The 23,605-nt window shown below is 72.0% G+C and carries 24 protein-coding genes; 14 read left to right on the plus strand and 10 right to left on the minus strand.

All coding sequences use genetic code 11. From position 1 onward, the window contains the following. Positions 1–6: 6 nt before the first annotated feature. The gene (locus tag ABZU76_RS41660) at positions 7–936 is read right to left on the minus strand and encodes a proline dehydrogenase family protein (RefSeq protein ID WP_354880830.1); all 930 of its coding nucleotides are present in this window, start codon (positions 934–936) and stop codon (positions 7–9) included. A 13-nt stretch (positions 937–949) separates the two neighbouring features. Next, complete coding sequence (gene pruA / locus ABZU76_RS41665; protein ID WP_354880833.1) at positions 950–2,578, minus strand: L-glutamate gamma-semialdehyde dehydrogenase; 1,629 nt, start codon at positions 2,576–2,578, stop codon at positions 950–952. A 156-nt stretch (positions 2,579–2,734) separates the two neighbouring features. On the opposite strand from pruA, the gene ABZU76_RS41670 reads away from it, so the two are divergent. Genes ABZU76_RS41670 through ABZU76_RS41680 form a run of 3 tightly spaced genes read left to right on the plus strand, consistent with a single transcriptional unit; the run spans position 2,735 to position 5,493 of the window. Beyond that, positions 2,735–4,330, plus strand: a complete 1,596-nt coding sequence (locus ABZU76_RS41670; RefSeq protein ID WP_354880836.1) for a helix-turn-helix domain-containing protein — start codon at positions 2,735–2,737, stop codon at positions 4,328–4,330. 42 nt (positions 4,331–4,372) lie between these two features. Further along, positions 4,373–4,993 carry a maleylpyruvate isomerase N-terminal domain-containing protein gene (locus tag ABZU76_RS41675; protein ID WP_354880839.1) on the plus strand — a complete coding sequence of 207 codons (621 nt, stop codon included), beginning with the start codon at positions 4,373–4,375 and terminating at the stop codon, positions 4,991–4,993. Beyond that, complete coding sequence (locus ABZU76_RS41680; RefSeq protein WP_354880842.1) at positions 4,990–5,493, plus strand: AAA family ATPase; 504 nt, start codon at positions 4,990–4,992, stop codon at positions 5,491–5,493. Before ABZU76_RS41675 ends, ABZU76_RS41680 begins: the two co-directional genes overlap by 4 nt. A gap of 52 nt (positions 5,494–5,545) precedes the next feature. On the opposite strand, the gene ABZU76_RS41685 is transcribed toward ABZU76_RS41680, so the two are convergent. The 4 genes from ABZU76_RS41685 to ABZU76_RS41700 form a co-directional block, all read right to left on the minus strand. After that, positions 5,546–5,797, minus strand: a complete 252-nt coding sequence (locus tag ABZU76_RS41685; protein WP_220238385.1) for a S1 RNA-binding domain-containing protein — start codon at positions 5,795–5,797, stop codon at positions 5,546–5,548. Positions 5,798–5,977: 180 nt separating this feature from the next. Beyond that, positions 5,978–6,973, minus strand: a complete 996-nt coding sequence (locus tag ABZU76_RS41690) for an LLM class flavin-dependent oxidoreductase (RefSeq protein WP_354880845.1) — start codon at positions 6,971–6,973, stop codon at positions 5,978–5,980. Positions 6,974–7,021: 48 nt separating this feature from the next. Then, positions 7,022–7,414 (minus strand): DUF6221 family protein, encoded by a 393-nt coding sequence (locus tag ABZU76_RS41695; protein ID WP_220238384.1) that lies wholly within the window; start codon positions 7,412–7,414, stop codon positions 7,022–7,024. A gap of 223 nt (positions 7,415–7,637) precedes the next feature. Next, complete coding sequence (locus ABZU76_RS41700; protein WP_354880849.1) at positions 7,638–8,660, minus strand: DNA polymerase domain-containing protein; 1,023 nt, start codon at positions 8,658–8,660, stop codon at positions 7,638–7,640. A 65-nt stretch (positions 8,661–8,725) separates the two neighbouring features. On the opposite strand from ABZU76_RS41700, the gene ABZU76_RS41705 reads away from it, so the two are divergent. The 8 genes from ABZU76_RS41705 (at position 8,726) to ABZU76_RS41740 (ending at position 15,172) form a co-directional block, all read left to right on the plus strand. Then, a complete protein-coding gene (locus tag ABZU76_RS41705) occupies positions 8,726–9,400 on the plus strand; it encodes a TVP38/TMEM64 family protein (protein WP_354880852.1) in 675 nt (224 codons plus the stop codon). A gap of 117 nt (positions 9,401–9,517) precedes the next feature. Continuing rightward, positions 9,518–11,197 carry a protein kinase gene (locus tag ABZU76_RS41710; protein WP_354880971.1) on the plus strand — a complete coding sequence of 560 codons (1,680 nt, stop codon included), beginning with the start codon at positions 9,518–9,520 and terminating at the stop codon, positions 11,195–11,197. 108 nt (positions 11,198–11,305) lie between these two features. Further along, positions 11,306–11,611 carry a hypothetical protein gene (locus ABZU76_RS41715; RefSeq protein ID WP_220238380.1) on the plus strand — a complete coding sequence of 102 codons (306 nt, stop codon included), beginning with the start codon at positions 11,306–11,308 and terminating at the stop codon, positions 11,609–11,611. A gap of 19 nt (positions 11,612–11,630) precedes the next feature. Next, the gene (msrB, locus tag ABZU76_RS41720; protein ID WP_354880855.1) at positions 11,631–12,056 is read left to right on the plus strand and encodes a peptide-methionine (R)-S-oxide reductase MsrB; all 426 of its coding nucleotides are present in this window, start codon (positions 11,631–11,633) and stop codon (positions 12,054–12,056) included. A gap of 132 nt (positions 12,057–12,188) precedes the next feature. Beyond that, on the plus strand, positions 12,189–12,752 hold the full coding sequence (locus ABZU76_RS41725) for a TIGR04222 domain-containing membrane protein (protein WP_354880858.1): 564 nt from the start codon (positions 12,189–12,191) through the stop codon (positions 12,750–12,752). A 389-nt stretch (positions 12,753–13,141) separates the two neighbouring features. Beyond that, positions 13,142–14,059, plus strand: a complete 918-nt coding sequence (locus ABZU76_RS41730; RefSeq protein WP_354880861.1) for a TIGR04222 domain-containing membrane protein — start codon at positions 13,142–13,144, stop codon at positions 14,057–14,059. Beyond that, positions 14,052–14,855: a DUF692 domain-containing protein gene (locus tag ABZU76_RS41735; protein WP_354880864.1), complete on the plus strand. Its 804-nt coding sequence runs from the start codon at positions 14,052–14,054 to the stop codon at positions 14,853–14,855. Before ABZU76_RS41730 ends, ABZU76_RS41735 begins: the two co-directional genes overlap by 8 nt. Then, complete coding sequence (locus ABZU76_RS41740; RefSeq protein WP_354880867.1) at positions 14,852–15,172, plus strand: hypothetical protein; 321 nt, start codon at positions 14,852–14,854, stop codon at positions 15,170–15,172. Before ABZU76_RS41735 ends, ABZU76_RS41740 begins: the two co-directional genes overlap by 4 nt. Here the strand turns inward: ABZU76_RS41740 and ABZU76_RS41745 are convergent. The 4 genes from ABZU76_RS41745 to hemE are packed head-to-tail and all read right to left on the minus strand — an operon-like array spanning position 15,162 to position 19,791. Next, on the minus strand, positions 15,162–16,538 hold the full coding sequence (locus ABZU76_RS41745) for a CoA transferase (protein WP_354880870.1): 1,377 nt from the start codon (positions 16,536–16,538) through the stop codon (positions 15,162–15,164). The two genes, ABZU76_RS41740 and ABZU76_RS41745, sit on opposite strands and share 11 nt — an antisense overlap. 5 nt (positions 16,539–16,543) lie before the next feature. Next, positions 16,544–17,236 (minus strand): hydrogen peroxide-dependent heme synthase, encoded by a 693-nt coding sequence (gene hemQ, locus ABZU76_RS41750; RefSeq protein WP_354880873.1) that lies wholly within the window; start codon positions 17,234–17,236, stop codon positions 16,544–16,546. 51 nt (positions 17,237–17,287) lie between these two features. Next, positions 17,288–18,697 carry a protoporphyrinogen oxidase gene (gene hemG, locus ABZU76_RS41755; protein ID WP_354880876.1) on the minus strand — a complete coding sequence of 470 codons (1,410 nt, stop codon included), beginning with the start codon at positions 18,695–18,697 and terminating at the stop codon, positions 17,288–17,290. Continuing rightward, complete coding sequence (hemE, locus tag ABZU76_RS41760; protein ID WP_354880879.1) at positions 18,694–19,791, minus strand: uroporphyrinogen decarboxylase; 1,098 nt, start codon at positions 19,789–19,791, stop codon at positions 18,694–18,696. The genes hemG and hemE overlap by 4 nt, the downstream gene beginning before the upstream one ends. A 363-nt stretch (positions 19,792–20,154) precedes the next feature. Between hemE and ABZU76_RS41765 the strand changes: the two genes are divergently transcribed. From ABZU76_RS41765 to ABZU76_RS41775, 3 genes are all read left to right on the plus strand, one after another. After that, positions 20,155–20,718, plus strand: a complete 564-nt coding sequence (locus tag ABZU76_RS41765) for a DUF3000 domain-containing protein (RefSeq protein ID WP_220238372.1) — start codon at positions 20,155–20,157, stop codon at positions 20,716–20,718. 687 nt (positions 20,719–21,405) lie between these two features. After that, positions 21,406–22,122, plus strand: a complete 717-nt coding sequence (locus ABZU76_RS41770; RefSeq protein ID WP_033261886.1) for a response regulator transcription factor — start codon at positions 21,406–21,408, stop codon at positions 22,120–22,122. A 71-nt stretch (positions 22,123–22,193) separates the two neighbouring features. Next, positions 22,194–23,459 (plus strand): ribonuclease D, encoded by a 1,266-nt coding sequence (locus ABZU76_RS41775; protein WP_354880883.1) that lies wholly within the window; start codon positions 22,194–22,196, stop codon positions 23,457–23,459. The last annotated feature ends 146 nt before the right edge of the window (positions 23,460–23,605 follow it).

A 23,605-nucleotide genomic window follows, 5' to 3' on the forward strand; every position in this document is an offset into this window, starting at 1 on the left:
AGGTTCTCAGGAGCGGGTGACGAGCCCGCGCAGGAAGAACGCCAAGTTGGCCGGACGCTCGGCGAGCCGGCGCATGAAGTAGCCGTACCACTCGTCGCCGCAGGGCACGTACACGCGCATCGTGCGCCCCTCGGCCGCGAGGTTCTTCTGCTCCTCCGGGCGGATGCCGTAGAGCATCTGGAACTCGTGGTCGCCGGGCTTGCGGCCGTTGTCGGCGGCCACCTTCTTCGCGATGGCGATCATCCGCGGGTCGTGCGAAGCCACCATCGGGTAGCCCTGGCCCGCCATCAAGACGCGCAGGCAGCGCACGTAGGACTTGTCGACCTCGGCCTTGTCCTGGAACGCCACCGCCTCGGGCTCCGCGTAGGCGCCCTTGCACAGCCGCACGCGCGACCCCGGGCCGGACAGCTCGCGGCAGTCCTGCTCGGTGCGCTTGAGGTAGGCCTGCAGCACCGCACCGACCCACGGGTACTCGCCGCGCAGCTCCCGCAGGATCGCAAGCGTCGAGTCCGTGGTGGTGTGGTCCTCCATGTCGAGCGTCACCGTCGCGCCGACGGCCTCGGCCGCCGCGCAGATCTTGCGCGCGTTCTCCAGCGCCACGCCCTCGCCGTCACCGGGCAGGAACTGTCCGACGGCCGAGAGCTTCACCGAGACGTCGGCACCGGCGGCGAGGCCCTGGTCGGCGAGCGCCGAGAGCAGGTCCTCGTACGCCCGGACCGTAGTGGCCGCCTGGGCGGCGTCGGTCGTGTCCTCACCGAGGTGGTCGATGGTGATCGACCGGCCGTCGGCGGCCAGCTCGCGCGCGGCGCGCACGGCGTCGGCGGTCGTGGACCCGGAGACGAAGCGGCGCACGACGGATCGCGTCGCGGGCACTGCTTCGATCAACGCGCGCATCCGCCGGGATCGGGCGGCGGCGAGCAGCGGGGCACGCAGCATGGCGGTCTCTCCCTCAGCCCTGGTGCGGGTAGCGCACGGTGGTCGGCGGCACGAACGTCTCCTTGATCGAGCGCGGGCTCGTCCAGCGGAGCAGGTTGAAGATCGAGCCGGCCTTGTCGTTGGTGCCCGAAGCCCGGGCCCCGCCGAACGGCTGCTGCCCGACGACGGCGCCGGTCGGCTTGTCGTTGACGTAGAAGTTGCCCGCCGTGTAGCGCAGCGCCTGCGAGGCCTTGGCGACGGCGGTGCGGTCGTTGGCGATCACGGAACCGGTGAGCGCGTAGGCCGCGGTCTCGTCGATGACCTTGAGCATCTCGTCGAACTGCGCGTCCTCGTACACGTGGACCGACAGGATCGGGCCGAAGTACTCGGTGCTGAAGATCTCGTGCTTCGGGTTGCCCGACACGAGGATCGTCGGCTGTACGAAGTAGCCCACGCTGTCGTCGGCGGTGCCGCCGGTGAGGATCTCGACCTCGGCGTCGCCCTTCACGCGCTCGAACAGTGACGCGTGCTTGTCGAACGCGCGCCGGTCGATCACAGCGCCACCGAAGTGCGACAGGTCGCTGACGTCGCCGTAGGTGATGGCTTCGGTCTCGCTGACCAGGCCGTCCGTCAGCTGCTCCCACAGGCTGCGCGGCACGTACGCACGCGAAGCCGCGGAGCACTTCTGGCCCTGGTACTCGAAGGCGCCGCGGACCAGCGCCGTGCGCAGCACGTCGAGGTCGGCCGACGGGTGCGCGAGCACGAAGTCCTTGCCGCCGGTCTCGCCGACGAGGCGCGGGTAGCCGCGGTAGCCGGCGATGTTCGCGCCGACCGTGCTCCACAGGTGCTGGAACGTCGGCGTGGAACCGGTGAAGTGGATGCCGGCGAGGTTGCGGTGAGTCAGCGCCACCTCGGACACGGCCTTGCCGTCGCCGGGGAGCAGGTTGATCACGCCCGGCGGCATGCCGGCCTCTTCGAGCAGCCGCATGGTCAGGTGCGCGGCGAAGCTCTGCGTCGGCGAGGGCTTCCACAGCACGGTGTTGCCCATGAGCGCGGGCGCGGTGGGCAGGTTGCCGGCGATCGCGGTGAAGTTGAACGGCGTGATCGCGTAGACGAAGCCCTCGAGCGGGCGGTGCTCCATGCGGTTCCACACGCCGGGCGAGCTGGCGGGCTGCTCGGCGAGGATGCGGCGGCCGAACTCGACGTTGAAGCGCCAGAAGTCGGCGAGCTCGCACGCGGCGTCGATCTCGGCCTGTGTGGCGGTCTTCGACTGGCCGAGCATGGTGGCGGCGTTGAGCGTGGCGCGCCACGGGCCGGTGAGCAGGTCGGCGGCGCGCAGCAGCACGGCGGCGCGGTCGTCGAACGACAGCGCGCGCCACTCCGGGGCGGCCTTGCCTGCGGCGGCGATGGCGTCCTGCGTGTCTTCCTTCGACGCGCTGGAGATGGTGCCGAGCACGTGGCTGTGGTTGTGCGGCTCGACGACGTCGATCTTCTCGCCGCCCCCGGCGCGCTGCTCGCCGCCGACGGTCACGGTCAGGTCGACCGGACCGGCCTGACCCAGTTTCTTCAGCGCCCCTTCCAGCTCGGCGCGCTCGGCGCTGCCCGGTGCGTAGGTGTACACCGGCTCGTTCTTCGGGGTGGGTGTCTGGGTCACGGCGTCCACGGCGGCTCCCTCTGGTCTTTCTTCTGCGGTGCTTCTAGGTACTGGTGCTCTGTACTGCTGGGATGCCCGAACGGTAACTCCGGAACGCGCCCGCAGGTTTGTCCGACCGGCTAGAATCGGGGTGATGAACTTGTCCGATCGGATGAAGGTGGTCCGGTGACAACCGAAGCGTCCGATGGCCTGCCCGCCACCTCGCTGCGCCACGTGCTGGCGACGCTGGGCGAACCGCTCGTACGGGTGCTCGTGGCGCCGCAGGGGCTGGGCGTGCGGGTCGACGACGTGGTGATCCTCGACCCCGAAGACCCGCCGGAAGCACACCCCGGTGACCTCGTGCTGGTGATCGGCGCGCGCGGCCGGGCGGCGGCCGCGGCCATCCGAGCGGCCGGGCGCGGCGGGGCGGCCGCGGTGGCTGTGAAGGGCGAAGGCGGCACGGACGTGGCGGCCGACGCGGGCGTCGCGCTGCTCACGGTGGGGGCCGAGGCGCGGTGGGAGCAGGTGGAGGCGCTGGCCCGCGGGGTCGTCGACGCGGCCCGTGCCGGCGGCGAGGCGGAGACCGGCGAGGTGCTGGGCGACCTGTTCGCTCTGGCCCAGACAGTCGCGACGCTCACCGGCGGTCTCGTGAGCATCGAGGACACCGCGAGCCGCGTGCTGGCGTACTCGCGATCGTCGGACGAGGTCGACGAGCTGCGCCGGCTGTCGATCCTCGGGCGCGAGGGACCCGAGCGGTACCTGGCGATGCTGCGGGAATGGGGTGTCTACCAGCGGCTGCGCGCGGGCGAGGGGATCGTGCGGATCGACGAACGGCCCGAGCTGGGCATCCGCCGGCGCATCGCGGCCGGCATCCACGCGGGATCGCAGCCGCTGGGCACGATCTGGGTGCAGGAGGGCGCCACGCCGCTCACCGAACAGGCGGAAGTGGCGCTGCTCGGCGCGAGCCGCACGCTGGCGCCGCAGCTCATCCGGGCGCGCACGCTGCCGAGCCCCCAGCTGCGGCTGCGCGAAGACCTGCTGGCCGGGCTGCTTGAAGGCCGCGTCGACGCCGAGTCGGTGGCCGACGACATCGGCGCCGATCCCGCGCGGCCCGCGCAGGTGCTGACGTTCGCGTTGTCGTCGACCGGTCCCGCCGCTTCGGACCGGCTGCTGCGGCGCGCGGAGCTGGTGCACCTGATCGCGGTGCACACCGCCGCGTACCGGCGAAGTGCCCTGGTGAGTGTGCTGGGCGCGCGCGTCTACGCGTTGCTGCCTGACCTGCCGGAGCATTCGGACGCGGCGGTTCTGGCTCTGGCCAAGGAGATCGTGACGGCGGCGGAGCGGCACCTCGACGTGCCGGTGCGGGCTGCGCTCGGCGGCGTGGTCCCCCGGCTGTCCGAGGCGGCCGCGTCTCGCGGTGACGCGGACCGCGTGCTGCTCGCGATGGCGCGCGGGCGGTGGCCCGAAGCCGTCGCGTCGCTGGCGGATGTGCGTGCCGACGTGCTGCTGTCGGAAGTGTTGGCGTACCTCGCGGACCAGCCGCGCATCCGCGACCCGCGGCTGACCGAACTGCTGGCGCACGACGCCGACCACGGCGGCATCCTCGTGCCGGCGGTGCTCGCGTACCTCGACGCGTTCGGGGATGCGCGGGCGGCCGCGAAGGCGTTGAACATCCACCCGAACACCGTGCGATACCGCGTGCGGCGGGCGGCGGAGGTGTCCGGTGTCGACCTCGGGGATCCGGCTCAGCGGCTGCTCACGCAGCTGCAGCTGCGGCTGTAGAAACCTTGTGCGGGGCGGAGTGCGGCCTCGCTAGGGTGCTGCATGGATCTTTTCCCCCGGGCCTGGGGCGCCCTGCAGGAAGCCGTCCACTCCCTCGACGACACGCAGTGGGTCGCGCCGTCCGGCTGCGCCGGGTGGCTGGTGCAGGACCTCGTGTTCCACCTGGTCATCGGTGCGCAGGACATCCTCATCACGCTCGTCACGACCACCGACGCGCCCGCGACACGCGACGCCGTGACCTACTGGGAGCCCGGCGAACCGGGTGCCGGCACGGACGCGGAGTCGGCGTTCGTCCGCCGCGGCGCCGTCGCGTACTCCGGGCCGGCCTCGCTCACGCACCACTTCGACGACCTGGCCGTCGCCGCGGGGAAAGCCGCGGCTGCCGCGGATCCCGCCACTCGCGTGGAAACTCGCGACGAGGTGCTGACGGTCGCGGACTTCCTCACGACGTACGTGGTCGAAGCGACGCTGCACCACCTCGATCTGACGCTGCACCTGTCCGGTGTGGACGGTCCACCGGCGTCGACTCTGGCCGCGACGCGGGCGATCGTGGAGGGCGTCGCCGGTCGGCCGTTGCCGTCGGAGGACGACCGGGAAGCGCTGCTGCTCGCCACCGGCCGGCTGCCCGCGCCTGCGGGGTTCACTCCGGTGGCGCTGGGATGATCGTCTGGCTCAACGGGACGTTCGGCGCCGGCAAGACCACGACCGCGCGCGAACTCACCGGGCCGCTGGGCGCGCGTGTATTCGACCCGGAGTACGTCGGGTACCTGCTGCGCGTGCCGTTTCCCGAGCCCGAGGGCGATTTCCAGGACCTCGAGCTGTGGCGTCCGCTGGTGGTCGAGACCATGGCGCGCGTTCACGCGCACACCGGCGGACCGCTCGTGGCGCCGCAGACGATCCTCGTCGCGCGGTACGCGCGGGAGATCTTCGACGGGCTGGCCGCACGCGGCGTAACGGTGCACCACTTCGTGCTGCACGCGGACCGCGATGAGCTGCGCCGGCGCATCGAGGCCGACGAGCCGGGTATTCGGCAGTGGCGGCTCGATCACCTCGACGCGTACGAGAAAGCCCTGCCGTGGCTTGAGAAATCGGCCACAGTGGTCGACACGGCGGGCACGCCGCCGGCCGAGGTGGCGCGCACGACTTCGGCCGCGGTGAACTGAAGAAGGCGAGCTGAGGGCTGGGGCAGCAGCGCTTCTGCCCCAGCCCCGCGCGTCACGCCGTGACGAGGCTGAACCGGCGGCGTTCGACGTCGATCTGCTCGATGCGCACCGACAGGCTCGCACCGACTTCAGGAGCGGCGCCGCGGTCGGTCACGAGCAGGCCCTGGATGCCGGGCGCCACCTCGACGAACGCGCCGAACGGCAACTGCTGCACGACCACGCCGTCGAGCACTCCGCCCGTGGCGTGCTCGGACAGCCAGGAGCGCCAAGTGGTTTCCGCGGCGCTGGTTTCCGATGTGGACAAACGATTTCACCTCCCTTCGCGAACCGCAGGAATGTCCTCGGAAGTTCGCTTCGGGAGGGTGGGCCACGGGCCCACCGGGGGGTCACGGCAAGGCCGGGTACCCCGTCTGCTCACGGCTCTCGGCCGACCCGGCAGTCATGCGTTCACCGTAGCAGTGTGTTCCGCCGCGGGTAAGCGTTTTTAGGCCGAGACCGAAAGCCCGGCCAGCTCCGCGAGCGCGGCGAACGATTCGAGGCGGGCAGCCTGGTCGTAGGTGCTCGTGCTGACCAGGAGCTCGTCGGCCCCGGTGGTCTCGACCAGCTCGCCGAGCCGGCCGGTCACCTCGGCGGGGGTGCCGCCGATCTGGCTCGCGACGATGTCGTCGAGGCGCGTGCGTTCGCGGTCGGTCTTGGGCAGCGCCAGGATCTCGTCGACGGGCGAGAGCGGCGGGAAGACGCCGTGGCTGCGCGAGTACACCGTCGACCACGCCTCGGGCACCAGCAGCCGGCGCGCCTGTTCGTGGGTATCGGCGACGGCGACCGATGTCGACACGACGACATACGGCTCGGTTCCCGCTCCTGCGAACGTGTCCCGGTACCGGCGGATGGCCTCGACCATCGCCCGCTCCCCGCGCGCCGGCGCGATCACCAGCGGCAGGCTCAGCTCGGCGGCGAGGTCCGCGCCGGAGCCGGTGGCCAGCAGGAACGTCGGCAGGCTCAGCCCTTCGGCCGGGATCGCGTGCACGCCGGGGTAGGCCGTCTGGTCGCCGCTGAAGAACGCGAGCAGCTCGCGCACCTGGCCGCCGAAGTCCTCGGCCGCCTCGCGCCCCTGCCCGAGCGCTTGCCGCACGCCGTCGGTGAAGCCCACGGACCGGCCCAGCCCCAGATCGATCCGGCCCGGGAACAGCGATTCCAGCACCCCGAACTGCTCCGCGACCACCAGCGGCCGATGGTTCGGCAACATCACGCCGCCCGTGCCGACGCGGATCCGCGACGTCACCGACGCGACCGCCGCGGCCAGCACCGTCGGCGCCGACCCGGCCACTCCGGGCACGCTGTGATGCTCCGAAACCCAGAACCGGTGGTACCCGAGCCGCTCGATGTCCCGCGCGAACGCGACGGTGTCCCGCAGCGCCTGCGCGCTACCCCGCCCGCGCCGGGCGGGCGAACGGTCGAGCACGGAGATCCGGAACGTCACGCTTGGATCAACACGGCCGCGTGGCCGCGGATTCCCCGGCGTGACGAGCTACGGCCGCCAGCGTTCGCTGTAGTCCGGGTGCTCGGCGTGCGGCAGGGCGAGCAGCCGCAGCGTCAGACACCAGTTCGACCCCGCCTCGTCGGCCGGGACGTGACAGGTCTCGCACCAGTATTCGCTGCCGTACAAAGGAAAACCGGGGACCTTTTCGGACACCGTAGTGCGGTGAGCGAGCATGATGCGGCGCGTGACCTCGACCTCGTTGATCATCTGGTTGACGACGTCGAGATCGGTGTCGCCGAGCGCGCGCACGCGTTGTTCGACCGCGACCTTCGTCTCGCCGCGGTTGAGCGCCTCGCCAGTTTTCGCCTTCTGCACCGCCTGCATGATCAGCGCCTGCCGCTGACCCACCCGCGCGGCGAGGAACGCGATCAGGTCGTCCACGAAAGGCCTCCCTCCTCGAGCCGGACTCCTCCGGCGCGGAATAGTCGCCGCGCGGCGCCGGGGTGTTACGCGCCGGATGTGCGGCAGAGGACAACCGGAGCCCGACGGACGCTACTCCACTCCCAGTCTGACCTGCGGGAACGTTACGCAGCCGTAAAGGTGGGAATTCTTCGCGTTCGCCGAAGTTGATCACGGACGGTGAGCACCCGCGGCGACGAGACGATCACTCGGTGTCGGGCCGCGCCTTGCTCGGCTGCACGCGCTTGGGCTCACCCGGCATCTTCGGGTAGTCCGGCGGGTACGGCAGTTCCGCGCCGCCGAGGTCGCGGTCGTCGCGTTCGTACCACTCCAGCAGGGTTTCGAGGCCGAACGCCGTTTCGTCCATCGGCGCGTGGAGGTCGCCGTGCTCGGCCAGGAAGGCCGGCACGGTGAGCACGTCGAAGTCGTCCGGGTGCACGTCGTCGAGCATTGCCCAGGTCAAGGGCGTGGACACGGTCGCGCGCTGCGTCCCGCGGACCGACCACGTGGAGGCGACGGTGCGGTCGCGCGCCGCCTGGTTGTAGTCGAGGAACACGCGGCCGCCGCGTTCCTCCTTCCACCAGGAAACGGTGGCCTTGTCCGGGATGCGGCGTTCGACCTCGCGCCCCAGCGCGATCACCGCGTGGCGCACGGCGATGAAGTCCCACTCCGGCCGGATGCGCACGAGCACGTGGACCCCGCGTCCGCCGGACGTCTTGGGGTAGCCGGTGAGCCCCGCGTCGGCCAGCACCTCGCGGACCACGCGCGCCACCGCGACGGCGTCGTCGAAGCCGGCTGAGTCCGGCGGGTCGACGTCGATGCGCAGCTCGTCCGGATGGTCCACATCGGACCGCCGAACGGGCCACGGGTGGAAGTCGAACGTGCCGAGGTTCGCCGCCCACGCGAACACGGCGGGTTCGGTCGGGCAGACCTCGTCGGCGGTGCGCCCGGACGGGAACGTGATCCGCGCGGTCTGGACCCAGTCCGGTGCGCCCTTGGGCACGCGCTTGGCGTAGAACCACTCGCCCGCCACGCCGTCGACGTAACGCTTGAGCGTGGTGGGCCGCTCGCCGATCGCGCGCAGCAACGGCTCGCCCACCGCGAGGTAGTGCTCCACCACCTGCCGCTTCGTGATGCCGCGCTCCGGGAAGTACACCTTGTCCGGGCTCGTGACCCTGACGGTGCGCTCCCCCACCTGGTACTCGACCGGATCGCCGTTCTTGGGCATGGGCCCACCGTAGCCGGATCCACGCCGCGCGCCTGCCGATCACGCTTTCCTCTACCGTGGAACGGGTGTCCGGCAGAACCAAGCTGATCCTCGCGCTCACCGTGCTCGCCCTCCTCGCGGCGGCCGCGGTGTTCCTGCCGATCCCCGGCCCGTCGGACCTGCGCCGCTGGGCCCAGGCGACCGGTCCGGCGACGCCGCTGGTGCTGCTGGTCGCGTACTCGTTGCTCACCGTTGCGCCCATTCCGCGCACCGTGTTCAACCTCGCGGCCGGGCTGCTCGTCGGCAGCGTCGCGGGGATCGCGATCGGTTTGGTGGCGACGACGATCGCGGCGGGCCTGTCGTTCGCGCTCGCGCGGCTGCTGGGCCGGGACCTCGTGCTGCGCCACCTGCACCGGGCGCCCGTGCGCATCGTGAACGAACGGCTCTCCGGCGGCGGTGTACTGGCGATCACCTCGCTGCGGCTGATCCCCGTCGTCCCCTTCGCGCCGCTGAGCTACCTGTGCGGAGTGTCGACGGTGAAGCTGGTGCCGTACCTGGTCGGCACGCTGCTGGGGAGTGTCCCCGGCACGGTCGCCGTGGTGATCCTCGCCGACGCGCTGACGGGCGACACGCCGCCCGCGCTCCTGGCTTGTTACGCCGTTTTCGCCGCGGCCGGAGCCGTCGGCCTGGTCAGGGTGCTGAAGAAGCGCGCTCCCGCTGTGGAGGAGGAAGCGCCCGCCGCCTCCGCACCGGCTGGCTGACGGCGGCAACATCGACCCGACCGCTACACTCGTTCGGGTGCGCGAGGGGTATCCGCGCTGAGTAAGGCCACGATCACCGGGATTTCGTCAGGAGCGGTCGCCATCGACACCGGTCAGCTGATCGCGGGGCACTACCGCCTCGTCGAGCACATTGGTAGCGGTGCCATGGGTGTGGTGTGGCGCGCCGTCGACGTGCGCCTGGAACGGTCGGTGGCGATCAAGCAGATCCTGCCCCAGCCGGGCGTCTCCGAGGCCGAACGCGACAACATGCGCCAGCGCGCCATGCGCGAGGCCAAGAACGCGGCCCGCTTCCAGCACCCCAACGCGATCGTCGTCTTCGACATCGCCGAACACGGCGGCGACCCCTGCCTCGTGATGGAGTTCCTCGACGGCCCCAGCCTCTCGGCCGTGCTGGCCGAGCAGGGCACGCTGCCCGTCGGCCAGGTCGCGCGCATCGGGGAGCAGGTGGCCGCCGCGCTCGTCGCCGCGCACCGCTCCGGGATCGTGCACCGCGACGTGAAGCCCGGCAACATCCTCATCGACGAGACCGGCACCGCGAAGATCACCGACTTCGGCATCTCGCGTGCGGCCGGCGACATGACGCTCACGCAGACCGGCCTCATCGGCGGCACCCCGGCATACCTCGCGCCCGAGCTGGCGCGCGGCGCCGACCCGGTGCCCAGCTCCGACGTGTTCGCGCTCGGCGCCACGCTCTACCAGGCCATCGAGGGCCAGACGCCCTACGGCAACACCACCAACCAGCTCGCGCTGCTCTACGCGGCCGCCAACGGCCAGATCAACCCGCCGACCCAGGCCGGCCCGGCCACCGCGCTGCTGATGAGCCTGCTGCGCAGCGAGCCCGGCGACCGGCCCAGCATGGCCGAGGCCCGCGAAGGCCTCGCCAAGCTCGCGTCCGGCGAGCCGGCCGGCCCCGAACTGCTGTCGTCGGGCCCCACCGAACGCCTCGACCGCGGCGGCTCACGTCCGCCCTGGCAGCGCGTCGACGGCCCGAAGCCCGGCGCCCCGATCCCCGCGCAGAAGGCCCCGTCGAACCCGCCGCGCACCCCGACGGCGGCGTTCATGCCGATGCGCTCGCCCGCCGCGCCGCCCAACACGCCGCCGCGGCCCCAGCCCGCGCAGCCGGCGCCGCCAGTCCGGCCGACGCAGCAGCAGCCCCGCCCTGCCCCGACGGCCGCCGCGCCGAACTACCGCAACGCGTCGAGCACGCCGCCTCCGGCTGACAACAAACGCAAGTTCGCCCTGCTCGCGGGCGGTGCCGCGGCCGTGGTCGTGATCGCGGTGGTGGTGTTCCTGGTGCTGAGCTCGGGTAGCGGCGGCGAGGGCAGCGGTTCGAACACGGCGAACCCGCCGCAGCAGACGAACTCGACCGGCACGCCGAACACCCCCAGCACCGGCCCGTCCGCATCGCCGCCGGTTGCCGGGCTCGGCCAGACGCCGAATGACGGGGGCAAACTCGCGCTTACGCCCGCCGGCCAGCGGGTGATCGACTTCTACGGTTTCCCGCAGGACACGGCGGCGTCGTGGGCGATGCTCACTCCGGCCGCCCAGCAGGTCTACGGCAACCAGGCGGCGTTCGACCAGTACTGGCAGCAGTTCGGCAATGTGAGCAGCAAGTCCGCTCGGGGTAGTTACAACGCAGACGACTCGGTGAACATGACGGTCACCGTGGTGTTCCCCGACCACACGGAGAGCCGCGCGTTCCGCGTCGTCAACTCCGGCGGGCAGATCCTCATCGACTCGAACACGAAGAGCCAGAAGGACATCACGCAGGGCTGACTCGCCGGCTCGCGACGGCGTCACCAGGAGCTACGCCACGGTGGCGAACCAGTGAGACTCGCCGCGCGGGGAGTGTGGTGAGCAGGGGTGATGGCCTACCGTGGAGCCATGGCCGAGAGCGGAGCTGTACAGCCGGGCTGGAATCCTCGGTTCCACGAGGATCTCGTCGGGCTGGATCCGTACGACCCGGAGGCGCGCGCGTTCGCCGCGCACCTCGACCGGATGGAGCGCACGGGCCCGACGTTCACCGTCGAAGCGTGCCTCGACCAGGTCTCCGACTTCGCCGATTCCAGCAGCCGCGCGGGCGGGCTGCGCTATTGGGTTTCGGCGCTCATCGCGGCGTTGATCGTGCTCGGGGTGATCGTGACCGCATGGCAGATCGTGACCCACGCGATCGCTTTCCTGGCGGGGTAACGTGGGCGAAGTGAAAGGTATGAAACCCGTGGTCGGCACCACGCCCCGTGTGGTGAAGTCCGAGCAGGAGTGGCGCGAGCAGCTCAACCCCGAGGAGTACGCGGTGCTTCGCCAGGCCGGCACCGAGCGGCCGTTCGTCGGCGAGTACACCGACACCAAGACCACCGGCGCGTACGAGTGCCGCGCCTGTGGTGCCGAACTGTTCCGCAGCGATACGAAGTTCGAAAGCCACTGCGGCTGGCCGTCGTTCTTCGACCCGACGGACTCCGACGCCGTGCTGCTGCGCGAAGACCGCACACTCGGTATGAAGCGCATCGAGGTGCTCTGCGCCTCGTGCCACAGCCACCTCGGCCACGTCTTCGAGGGCGAGGGCTACGACACGCCGACCGACCAGCGCTACTGCATCAACTCGATCTCGCTGAAGCTCGTTCCCGAGACCGAGTAACACCGACGATCACCCAAGAGCGCCCTCCCCCCATCGGGAGGGCGCTCTTTTTTAAGGGAGGCTTAGGGAAGCTCCGGGCAACCACGGCGTCTTCCCGCGCGTGCACGAGACACGACGCACTGGGGAGGCGCCATGACCCTCATCGCCACCATCACCGGCACGCTGCTCGGCGTGCTCGTGTTCCTCGACGGCCTCCGCCGCGAACGCCGGACCCGCGCCGGCTTCCTCGGCGACACCCGGCTCGATTCGCTCGCGCAAATCGCGTTGCTCACCGGCGGGCCGCGCCGGGCCGGCGAGACCGTGGTAACGGCGATGATCGAACGCGAGCAGCTGCGGCTCGACAGCAGCGGCCGGCTGTACCGCACTCCGTTGGCACCTGCCGATCCGCTCGGCGTGGCGGCAGCCGAGCTCGTCGGCGTGCGGGCACCGAACTTCGCCGACGTCATCAGGCGACTCGTCGAGACGGACGTGATGGCCGCGCTCGTCGCGGACCTTGTGACGCGGGGACTCGTCGTCGACATCGCGAAGGTGCGCCGCGGGTGGTGGTGGGTGGCCGCGGCGCAAGCCGTGCTCGCTTGCGCTGGGGGTGGTTTCCGGGAGCTGGTTCGTCGCCGCGGCCGTGGTCGTCGTCGCGGTTCTCGGGGTGGTGGCCGTCATCCGGTCATCGCAGGCAGTTCAGCGCACCGACGCGGGTGACGAAGCCGTGCGCGTGGCGTGGGGCGACCGCAGCCTCGTGACGGGAGCCGCGGGTGCCGTCACGGTCGGCGGGTTGGCCAACCATCCCGACCGCCGGATGCGGATCGCCTTCAGCCGTGGCAAGAAACCCAAGACCCTGGTTACCGGGTACCCCGGCGCCGGTCCCAGCCGTGGCTGGTTTTACTTCAGCTCACCGACGGGCGGCTTCTGGAGCGGTGGCGGTTCGAGCTGCGGTGGCGGTTCGAGCTGCGGTGGCGGCTCGGGGTGTGGCGGCGGCTCCGGCAGCTGCTGACGGAACCGTGGCGCCGCGGACGGCGTCAGTTGTGCCGACCCACCCGGTGAACCGGGTCGGTAGGGTCCGGCGATTGCGAGGGTGAGGGAGGCACACCGTGGACGAAACCTGGGGGATTTCGGGACCGCAGTTCCTGGCGTGGTACGGAATCGCGCTGGTTGTGGTGCTCGTGGTCCAGGTGGTGTGGCCGCGCGTCGCACGCACGCGGGCGGTCGAGCACACCGGTGAGCTGCCGGACGTCTACCACCTCGCGTACCTCGCCGGCGGGCCCGAGCGCGTGGCCGACACGGCGATCGCGGCGCTGGTGGACCGCGGCCTGCTGCGCGTGAACAGCGAAGGGCTCGTGACGGCCGCGGGGAAACACCCGTGGCACAAGATCGAACGCTCGGTGCATGAAGGCGCCAAGGGCGCCAAGGGCGGTACCACGCGCAGTCTGCGGGCGAAGGCCGCGCGGTCGAAGGCGATGAGCGACCTCGAAGCCGAGATGCAGCGCGCCGGCCTGCTCACCTCGGGCAGCGAAGCGCGTCCGTTCCACAACACGGTGTTGCTGGCCTACCTGGTTCTCCTGGCGATCGGCGCCGTGCGGTTCGTGACAGGTGCGTCGCACGGCCGGCCTGTCGGCTGGCTCTTCCTGCTGCTCGTGGTGGCCCTGGTGCTGACCGTCGTCGCCTCCGTCGTGCGCGGCCGCAAGCGCGTGGGGATCACGCCGAGGGGCCACGGGGCTCTGACGCACGCCCGATTCTCGAGCCGCACGCACGGTGCGGCGCGGCCGGCCTTGCTGCTCGCCGGAGCGGCCGGCGCCGTGGCGCTGGGCGGGCTCGCGATGTATCCGGACGACGAGCTGAGTGCGGCGCTGATCCCGCCGTTCCAGCCGTTCGCCGGGCCCGGCGGTGGCTCGTCGAGCGGTGGTTCCTCGTGCAGCACCTCGTCCTCCTGCAGCAGCGGGTCTTCGTGCAGCAGTGGTTCCTCATGCAGCAGTGGTTCCTCGTGCGGTGGCGGGGGTTGCGGTGGTTGACCGGCTGGGCGTCGGCATCGGCTGGCGGGCCGAGCTGGACCTGTCGATCGCGCGGCTGCCGGGCGTCGACTGGGTCGAGGTCGTCGCCGAGAACCTCCACGCGCCGCACCTGCCGGAGAGCCTGCTGGCGTTGCGGGAACGCGGCCTGCCCGTGCTGCCGCACGCCGTGTCGCTCTCGCTCGGCGGGGCGGAACCGCTGGACACGAAGCGCGTCGAGCACCTCGCCGAGCTGGCCCGGGCGCTCGACGCGCCGCTCGCGAGCGACCACGTGTGCTTCGTCCGCGCGGGCGGGCTCGACTCCGGGCACCTCATGCCGCTGCCGCGCACGCGCGAAGCGCTCGACGTGCTCGTGGCCAACGTCCGCCTCGCTCAGTCCATTGTGGATGTCCCCTTGGCACTGGAGAACATCGCGGCCGTGCTCCAGTGGCCGGAGAACACGTTGTCGGAGGAGCAGTTCCTCACCGAGCTGACCGAGCGCACGGGGTGCCTGCTGATCATCGACGTGGCGAACCTGTATGCCAACGCGCGCAACGTCGGCACCGACCCGGTGACGTTCCTCGACGGGATTCCCTGGGAGCGCCTGGCCTACGTGCACATGGCGGGCGGCGTCGAACGCGACGGCGTCTACCACGACACGCACGCGCACCCGGTGCTGCCCGAGGTGCTCGACCTGCTCGCCGAGCTGCGCCGCCGCGCCGACCCGCCGGGTGTGCTGCTGGAGCGCGACGACGACTACCCCACTGATACCGAGCTAGCCGCGGAGCTCGCCACCCTGCGCGCGACGGTGACGGCGTGAGCCGCGAGGAGCTCGCCGCTCGGCAGGCCGCGCTGCTCGACGCGTTGCTCACCGGCGCCCCGCCCCCGCCGGGTTTCGCGCCGGACCGGCTGCGCGTCGAAGCCGACGTCCTGCTCACCAAACGCCGCCGGCTCATGGCGTATCTGCGCCCCGACCTGGCAGACAGCCTGGGCGAGCGCTTCGGCCCGCTCTTCGACGCCTACGCCGCCGCGCACCCGAAAACCGACGCGATCCGGGCGCGCGAGTACGCCGACGCGTTCGCGGCCTGGGTCGGCGCCCGGGAACCCGCGAAGCGGCGGCGCTGGTTCAGGAGCTGACCGGGTGCCACACCGCGCTGTCGGCTCCGGGCAGGTGTGACGCGTGGTCCCAGTGCGGCTGAGCGCCCGGCAGGTCGCCCGCCATCTTCACGCGGGTGAGCTTGCCGAAGTCGCTGTCGACTTCTTCGACGAGGTCACCGTAGTCCGCTGAGTCCACACTGGACACAGTCGACTCCTTGCGCCCCAGCGAATCCAGCCACCGGCCCGTTCCCGCGAGCGACAACCGCACGTTCCAGCTGCCACCCTCGACGACCGTGCGGCGCACCGCCGTCATGATCGCCGCGGCCGCGAGCCAGCCCGTGGTGTGGTCGAGCGCCTGTGCGGGCAGCGGCGTCGGCCGGTCGGTGCCGGCGACGCGAGCGCCTTCCTCGGCGATGCCCGATGCCATCTGCACCAGACTGTCGAACCCGCGGCGGCGGGCCCACGGGCCGGCCCAGCCGTAGGCCGACAGGTCGGCCGTGACGAGACCCGGCCTCAGCTCGGCCAACACCTCCGGACCGAATCCGATTCGCTCCAGCGCGCCGGGGCGGAACGACTGCAGCACCACGTCGGCACGCGCGATGAGCTTCTTCAGCCGCGCGCGGCCGCCCTCGGTGTCGAGCGCGACGAACCCCGAACGCTTGCCGTGGCCGGTGTCCATCGTGAGCGCGGGGATGCGCGGAAGGTGCGCGGCGCCGACGTGCAGCACGTTCGCGCCGTGGGCCGCGAGCACGCGACCGGCGACGCGCCCGGCGAGCACGTGCGTCAGCTCCAGCACCCGGACCCCGCCCAGCGGCCGGTCAGAGTCGAACAGCGTGTTCTTCGGCGCGTCGCCGATCTGCCGGATCTCGGCGAGCGGCAGGCCCGCGACGGCCTGGCCCTGCGGGTGCGCGAGCCACTCGTCGCGCGAACGCATGAGCGCGGCCGCGCCGCCCGCTGTCACCACGGCGGACTCGACCTCGGCGGCCGTCTTGGCGGCCACGGTCTTCGCGACGGCGTCGCGCTTCGCAGGCACACCGAGCGACCAGCACACGGCGGCCTCGTGGCGCGGGTAGTTCGCGTGGAGCTTGACCCAGCCGTCGGACGCGAGGTAGTCACCGGCGATCGGACCCCACGGGCTCGGGGGCAGCTCGCCGTTCACGCGCACGAAGGCTTCGCTGCGCACGGCGGCCGCGGCGTGGCGCGTGTCGGCGCCCACCGTGCCAGGCTCGATGCCGCGCTGGCGCAGCAGCTCACCGGCGGCGAGCGTGGCGGCCGCGATGCCCGCCGTCGCGGCGGCCTCGACCCGGAAAGTGCCGGGCAGCAAGGATTCGTCGCCGGTCAAGGACACGGCCGGGAGGGATTCGCCGGTGAGCGTCTGCCACACCCCGGCCAGCACGTCCTGCACGGCGGTTACGGCAGTGCCGCGACGAGCTCGGCGGGCGCCACGCGCGTGCCGGTGTAGAACGGGGTCTCCTCGCGCACGTGGCGACGGGCCTCCGTCGCGCGCAGGTGGCGCATCAGGTCGACGATGCGGTGCAGCTCGTCGGCCTCGAACGCGAGGATCCACTCGTAGTCGCCGAGCGCGAACGACGCCACGGTGTTGGCGCGCACGTCCGGGTAGTCACGGGCTTCCTTGCCGTGGTCGGCGAGCATCTTGCGCCGCTCCTCGTCCGGCAGCAGGTACCACTCGTAGGAGCGGACGAACGGGTACACGCAGATGTACTTGCGCGCTTCCTCGCCGGCGAGGAACGCCGGGATGTGGCTCTTGTTGAACTCCGCCGGGCGGTGCAGCGCGACCTGGCTCCACACCGGGGTCGACGCGCGGCCCAGCGGCGTGCGCCGGAAGCCGTTGTAGGCGGCCTGGACCTGCTCGATCTCCTCGGCGTGCCACCAGACCATGTAGTCGGCGTCGGCCCGGAGCACGGACAGGTCGTAGACGCCGCGCACCACCACGCCCTTGTCGGCGAGCCCGTCGAGGAACTCCGCCGTCTCCTGCCCCGCGGTCCCGCGGTCTTCGCCGAGGCGGCCGGGCTCGACCCGGAAGACCGACCAGGCGGTGTAGCGGATGCTGTCGTTGAGCTCGTTGTAGTTCAGCCGCGCCATGGCTCCATCCTCGCACCGCGCGGCATACGGGCGCCAAGCGCCTCCGTCACGTCACACTGTGAAGCTCGCCGCGATCCGCTTCGCGGCGGCGTCTGCGGTGGCGACGCACGCCGGCAGCCCGACGCCGTGCAGCGTCGCGCCCGCGACGGCCAGGCGCGGGAGCTCATTGACGGCGGTTTCGATGCGCGTCACGCGCTCGAGGTGCCCGGCGCCGTACTGCGGCAGGCCACCGCCCCAGCGGGTGACCAGCGTGTCGAGCGGCTCGGCGGTGACGCCGGTGAGGCGGGCGAGGTCGTCGCGGACGGCGTGTACCAGGGCTTCGTCGTCCCCGTTCAGCGCGCCGGGCTCTCGGAAGCGGCCGACGGAGCCGCGGACGAGCACCGGGCCGGCAGCGCCGTAGTGGGCCCACTTGTTGGCGGAGAAAGTGAAGGCCTTCGACGCGTAGGGCACGCCCTCGGCGTCCTTCTCGCCGGCGCCGATGAGGATCCCCGACGCGTCGGGAAGTTCGGTGCCGGGCGGCAGCGCGAGGGCGACCACGGCCATCGACGCCAGCTCGACCTCGCCGAACGCCTGGGACGCGGCCGGGACGAGGTCGGTGAGCAGCTTGCGCGCGGCAGGGGCGGGCACGGCGAGCACGACGGCGTCGACGTCCACCGGGGTGTCCTCGGGAGCATGGGCCGGGGCGGCGGCGCCCACGTCGAGGCGCCAGCCGTTCGCGGTGCGGGTCAGGGCGCGGACGGTGGCGGAGGTGCGCACGGTGGCGCGGGACAGCTCGCGCAGGCGGTCGAGGAGTGTGGTCAGGCCGCCGGTCAGCGTGCCGAACACGGGCGCGGTGCCGGGGGTCTTCGGCAGCAGGGCGGCCGCGGCGTCGGTGAGCGACCCGGCGCCGTCGGCGACGGCCTTGGCCAGGCCGGGCATGGTCGCGCGCAGGCCGAGGCCGTCGGCGCCGCCCGCGTAGACACCGCCGAGCAGCGGGTCGACGAGCCGGTCGACGAGCTCGTCGCCGAAGCGGGTGCGCAGCAGCGGGCCGAGGGCCACGTCGGCGGCGGTGAGCTCGACGGGGCCGAGGGAGCGTTCCTTCTCGACGGCGAGGCGGCCGTCTTCCGAGAGCACGCCGGCCACGGCGTCGGCGGAGGCGGGCACGCCCATGACCGTGCCGGGCGGGAGTCCCGCGACGGTGCCGCCGGCGTGGATCTTGGCGCGCGCCTTCGTGGGGTGGACCAGGCGCTCGCCCAGCCCGATCTCGGCGACCAGCGCCGTGACCTCGGGCCGGCGGGCGAGGAAGGCTTCGGCGCCGACGTCGTAGGGCACGCCGCCGACCTCGGCCGTGCGGAGCTTGCCGCCGACTGCGGGGGCGGCTTCGAAGACGGTGATCGCGACGGCGTCGCCGAGCAGCGTCCGCAAACGGTAGGCCGCGGTAAGGCCGGAGATGCCGCCGCCGACGACGGCGACGTGCTTCACAGCGAGTGCACCAGCTCGGCAACGCGGGTGAGGACCTCGGGCTCGACGCTCGGCAGCACGCCGTGGCCGAGGTTGAAGATGTGCCCGTCGGCCGCGCGGCCCTCGTCGACGATCCGGCGGACCTCGGCCTCGATCACCGGCCAGCCCGCGTAGAGCAGCGCCGGGTCGAGGTTGCCCTGCACCACGGCCGTGCCGCCGAGCCGGCGCACGGCCTCGTCGAGCGGCACGCGCCAGTCGACCCCGACGACGTCGGCGCCCGCGTCGCGCATCGCCACGAGCAGCTCGCCCGTGCCGACGCCGAAGTGGATCCGCGGCACGCCGTAGCCCGCGACGCCGGCGAGCACCTTCGCGGAGTGCGGCTGGACGAACTCGCGGTAGTCGCGCTCGGACAGCGCGCCGGCCCACGAGTCGAACAGCTGGATGGCGTCGGCGCCCGCGTCGAGCTGCGCACGAAGGAACGTGAGCGCGATGTCGGCGAGGCGGCCGGCGAGCTCGTGCCAGAGCTCGGGTTCGGCGTGCATGAGCGCCTTGGTGTGCTCGTGGTTGCGGCTCGGGCCGCCCTCGATGAGGTAGCTGGCCAGCGTGAACGGCGCGCCGGCGAAGCCGATCAACGGCGTGTCGCCCAGGCGTTCCATCAGCAGGCCCACGCCCTCGGCCACGCGCTCGACCTGCTCGGTCTCCAGCAGCGGAATCGCCCGCACGGCCTTGCGGTCGCGCACCGGCTCGGCCACCACGGGCCCCGTGCCGGGCACGATGTCGATGTCCAGGCCCGCGGCCTTCAGCGGCACCACGATGTCGCTGAACAGGACCGCCGCGTCGACGCCGTGCCGGCGCACCGGCTGCAGCGTGATCTCGGCGAGCATCTCGGGGTCGAAGCACGCGTCGAGCATCGCGACGCCCTCGCGCAGCTTCCGGTACTCCGGCAGCGACCGCCCGGCCTGGCGCATGAACCACACGGGCGTGCGCACGGGCTTCTCCCCGCGCGCTGCGGCCAGGAACGGTGACTCCGCCAGCACACGCCGCGCGGCGACAGCCGGGGCCGTTTCGGACGCGAAGGACTCAGACACAGACGAAAGCTCAGGCACGAAGCCCATCGTCCCACGCCTTGTGCTCCCGCCTGGGCGGGGCAGCCCCGGTGCCGGGTTCGGCCGCGTTCGTCCTCCGTTGCTCGCGGGCGGCGAGCAGCCGGCGGGCCGCTCGGCGGCCTGCGCGCCGAGCCCTTCGGATCCGATCGCCGAGCTGCGTGCCGCCCTCGCCGGGTCGGCTCCCACTGTTCCCCGACCCCCTCGGCCCGACCGCCGAAGCCGCGACCAGCACTGCCACCGAAGCCGTCCTGATCAAGCCTCCGCGCCTGATTCGTCCGCCCCGGCGACGCACCGGTGGACCACTGGGCCGGTCGGGTCGTCCCTCGGCGCGCCTGCGTCCGCAACGGGGCGTCGCCGCCCTACAGTCGTTGCGTGACCGCGATGACGCCAGTGCCCGAACTCTTCCGCGAAGCCGTCGCGGCGCTGAAGTCCGTGCGGCCGCGTCCCGAGGTGCGGCTGGAGACCATGCGGGCGCCGCAGCGGCTGGCGCCGTGGTCGTTCGCCGTGAGCTGTGAAGTGGAGGGGCCGGCGGACGTGCTGGCGTCGGGGCGGCTGGTGCTGCTGCACGACCCCGACGGCCAAGAAGGCTGGGACGGCGTCCTGCGGCTGGTCATGTACGTGCGGGCGGAGCTCGACCGCGAGCTGGCCACCGATCCGTTCCTGCCCGCCGTCGGCTGGTCGTGGCTGACCGATGCGCTGGAATCGTCGGGCGCCTCGTGGACGGCACTGGGCGGCACGGTCACGGAAACCTCGTCGGCGCGGTTCGGCGAAATCTCCGGGCCCTCGCGCACCGACGACCTCGAGCTGCGGGCGTCCTGGACGCCCACCGACGCCGCGCTGCGCGCCCACGGCTACGCGTTCTGCCAGGTGATGGCGAGCGTCGTGGGGCTGCCGCCGGTCGGCGTAACGCTGTTCGAACAGCGCCAGAGCTCCTGATCCACCGAAGTTCACCCGGACGGGCCGCCTGTCCGGGGCCTTCGCGCGCCCTCAGAACGTCCAGGAGCGCCCAGGAGCGCTCGACGTGGTCTGGACAACCGACGACACCGGCGGCGGACCGAACGCGATTCTGAGAGCCGTTCACGTCCGTCCACCTGGGACCGCACGCGCTAGCACGCGCGGACGCCCACGTTCGTGAAGACCCCATGATCACGGGCTGTCATGCCCTGGTCACGCCCCCAAAGCCACCCGAGACCCCCGGAGCCCGCGATACAGCCCCGCCCGGAGCCTCTCGAAAACACTCTGTGCAAACGTGAAGAAAGTTGATCTTGCCCCGGAGGAGGGCGATTTCCGGTGTCTGGTGGACTGCGCACGAGACGTCCGGGTGGAAGCACCCGCAGGTGCACGGCCCACCTGCACGGGCGTTTCGGGTTCGGTAACTCTGTTGCATCGCCTCCGGAAGCCGTTCCGTTAGCAACGGGCTCAGCACTAGCCCGATCGTGTGACGGTGAACGCCCTGAGTGACGAGTCGTTTCAGATAGATACCCATTCGATCCCCCCGTAACGGCCCCGGGGCGGCTACAGTGCCTTCGACGACACCACTTTCGGTCTAAAGCTGGCGCGGCTGAACGGCCGAAGGTCCCGGTGCCGGTCGGGGGGCACGACCGACTCCAGGGAGGTAGTGACGTGGCTACCGTCGGCATTTCTCAGGCCGTTCGATCCACGCCAGCCGGTGCATTGCCGGCGAGCATGGTTCCGCACCCGCGGGAAGAGCTTTTTTCCGTGTTGGTGGTCGATGACCACCCGCTTTTGAGGGAGGCAATCGCAGCACGACTCGCACAGATGGGTGCGGGCACGGTCCACGAAGCCGCCACGGTGGCCGAGGCGAGGGCGCGAGCACAGGCCACCGGCCCGTGCGACCTGGCGATCCTCGATCTCGGACTGCCGGACGGCAGCGGCATCGAGCTGGTTACGGAACTCCGTAGCCACGGATGGCCGCGCGTGGTGGTGCTCGCATCGTCCGACGACCCGTACGCGGTTCGGTCGGCGTTCCAGGCCGGCGCCCAGGCGTACCTGCTGAAGTCCGCGTCGCCGGTGGTTGTCACCGACGGCGTGCGCAGGGTCCTGGAAGGCGGCGTGTACGCCGACCCGAGCGTGGCCCCGGTTTTGGCGACCGGCACACGGGTCGCGGGTACCGACAACACCCCGCGTGAGCTCTCCGCCCGTGAGGTCGAGGTGCTCCAGCTCGTCGCCGACGGGCAGTCGAACAAGGAGATCGGGGAGGAACTTTCCCTCTCCGCGCTCACCGTGAAGTCGCACCTCTCCCGCATCGGGCGCAAGCTCGGCACGGGTGACCGGGCACAGATGGTCGCATTGGCAATGCGCGCCGGTGTGATCCGCTGACGAAGGCAGACAAAGGCCCTGCGGGGCGGGCGGACCAGGCGCGGTACGCCCGTCCCGTAGGGTCGTCAGCTATGGGAAGTGCACAGGCGGACGGCGCCCGGACCGGAGAGACCACCACCGAGGACGCCGGATCGCCCGTGCTGCTACGCGAGCCCGCCGAAGGCACACCCCCCGTGGTGACCGATCCGGCGGCGCTCGCCGAGGCGTGCGCGCGGCTCGCCGCCGGAACCGGTGCCGTGGCCGTGGACACCGAACGGGCGTCCGGCTACCGCTACTTCCCCAAGGCCTACCTCGTGCAGCTGCGCCGCGAAGGCTCCGGCACGGTGCTGCTCGACCCGATCGCGCTGGCCGACGACCTCGCGCCCCTGCGCGAAGTCCTCAACGACACCGAGTGGGTGCTCCACGCCGCGTCCCAGGACCTGCCGTGCCTGGCCGAGCTGGACCTGCGCCCCAAGAGCCTCTTCGACACCGAGCTGGCCGGCCGGCTGGCGGGCTACGAGCGCGTGGCGCTGGGCACTCTCGTCGAACTGCTGCTCGGCTACACGCTCGAGAAGGGCCACAGCGCCGCCGACTGGTCGAAGCGGCCGCTGCCCGTCGACTGGCTCAACTACGCCGCCCTCGACGTCGAGCTCCTCAACGAGCTGCGCGAACGTCTCGAGGTCGAACTGGAGTCCCAGGGCAAGCTCGAGTGGGCGCGGCAGGAGTTCGAGGCCGTGCGCACCGCGCCGCCGCCCGCCCCGCGCGCCGAACCCTGGCGCCGCACGTCGGGCGTGCACAAGATCCGCAACCCGCGCGGCCTCGCCGCCGTGCGCGAGCTGTGGCAGGCCCGCGACGAGCTGGCCCGCAAACGCGACCGCGCCCCCAGCCGCATCCTGCCCGACAGCGCCATCGTCAACGCCGTGACTTCCGACCCGAAGACCGTCGAGGAGCTGCAGGCCCTGCCGGTGTTCAGCGGCCGCGTGCAGCGCAAGTACACAGCCAGCTGGCTGCGGCACCTGCAGGCGGCCAAGACGCTGCCCGCGAGCGAGCTCCCCAGCCCCACCCAGCCGTCCGACGGCCCACCCCCGGTCAACCGCTGGGCCGACAAGGACCCCGACGCCGCCGCCCGCCTCTCCGCGGCGCGCGCGGCGCTGGCCGCCATCGCCGAGGACCGCCGGCTGCCGGTGGAAAACCTCATGCTGCCGGACCTGGTGCGCCGCACGTGCTGGCGCCCGCCGACGGACCTGTCGGAAGACGGGGTGGCCGCGGTGCTGCAAGCGGGCGGGGCCCGGCCGTGGCAGGTGGAGCTGACCGTGGGGGCGCTGAGCAAGGCGTTGCACACGACGGCTTCTGCCTGAAATTCGCGGGCTTGTCGGCAGGACCCAGCCTGGCGGCAGGCCAGGTTTCGCACCGGATCGAACCACCCACATGAGCCGCCGGCGGCCACGGCAACCGATCCGCCCGCGGCTTGCCGTGGAGAACCGCCGGTGCCGGCGTGGCGCGG

The sequence above is a fragment of the Amycolatopsis sp. NPDC005232 genome (assembly GCF_040607795.1).
Taxonomy (GTDB): domain Bacteria; phylum Actinomycetota; class Actinomycetes; order Mycobacteriales; family Pseudonocardiaceae; genus Amycolatopsis.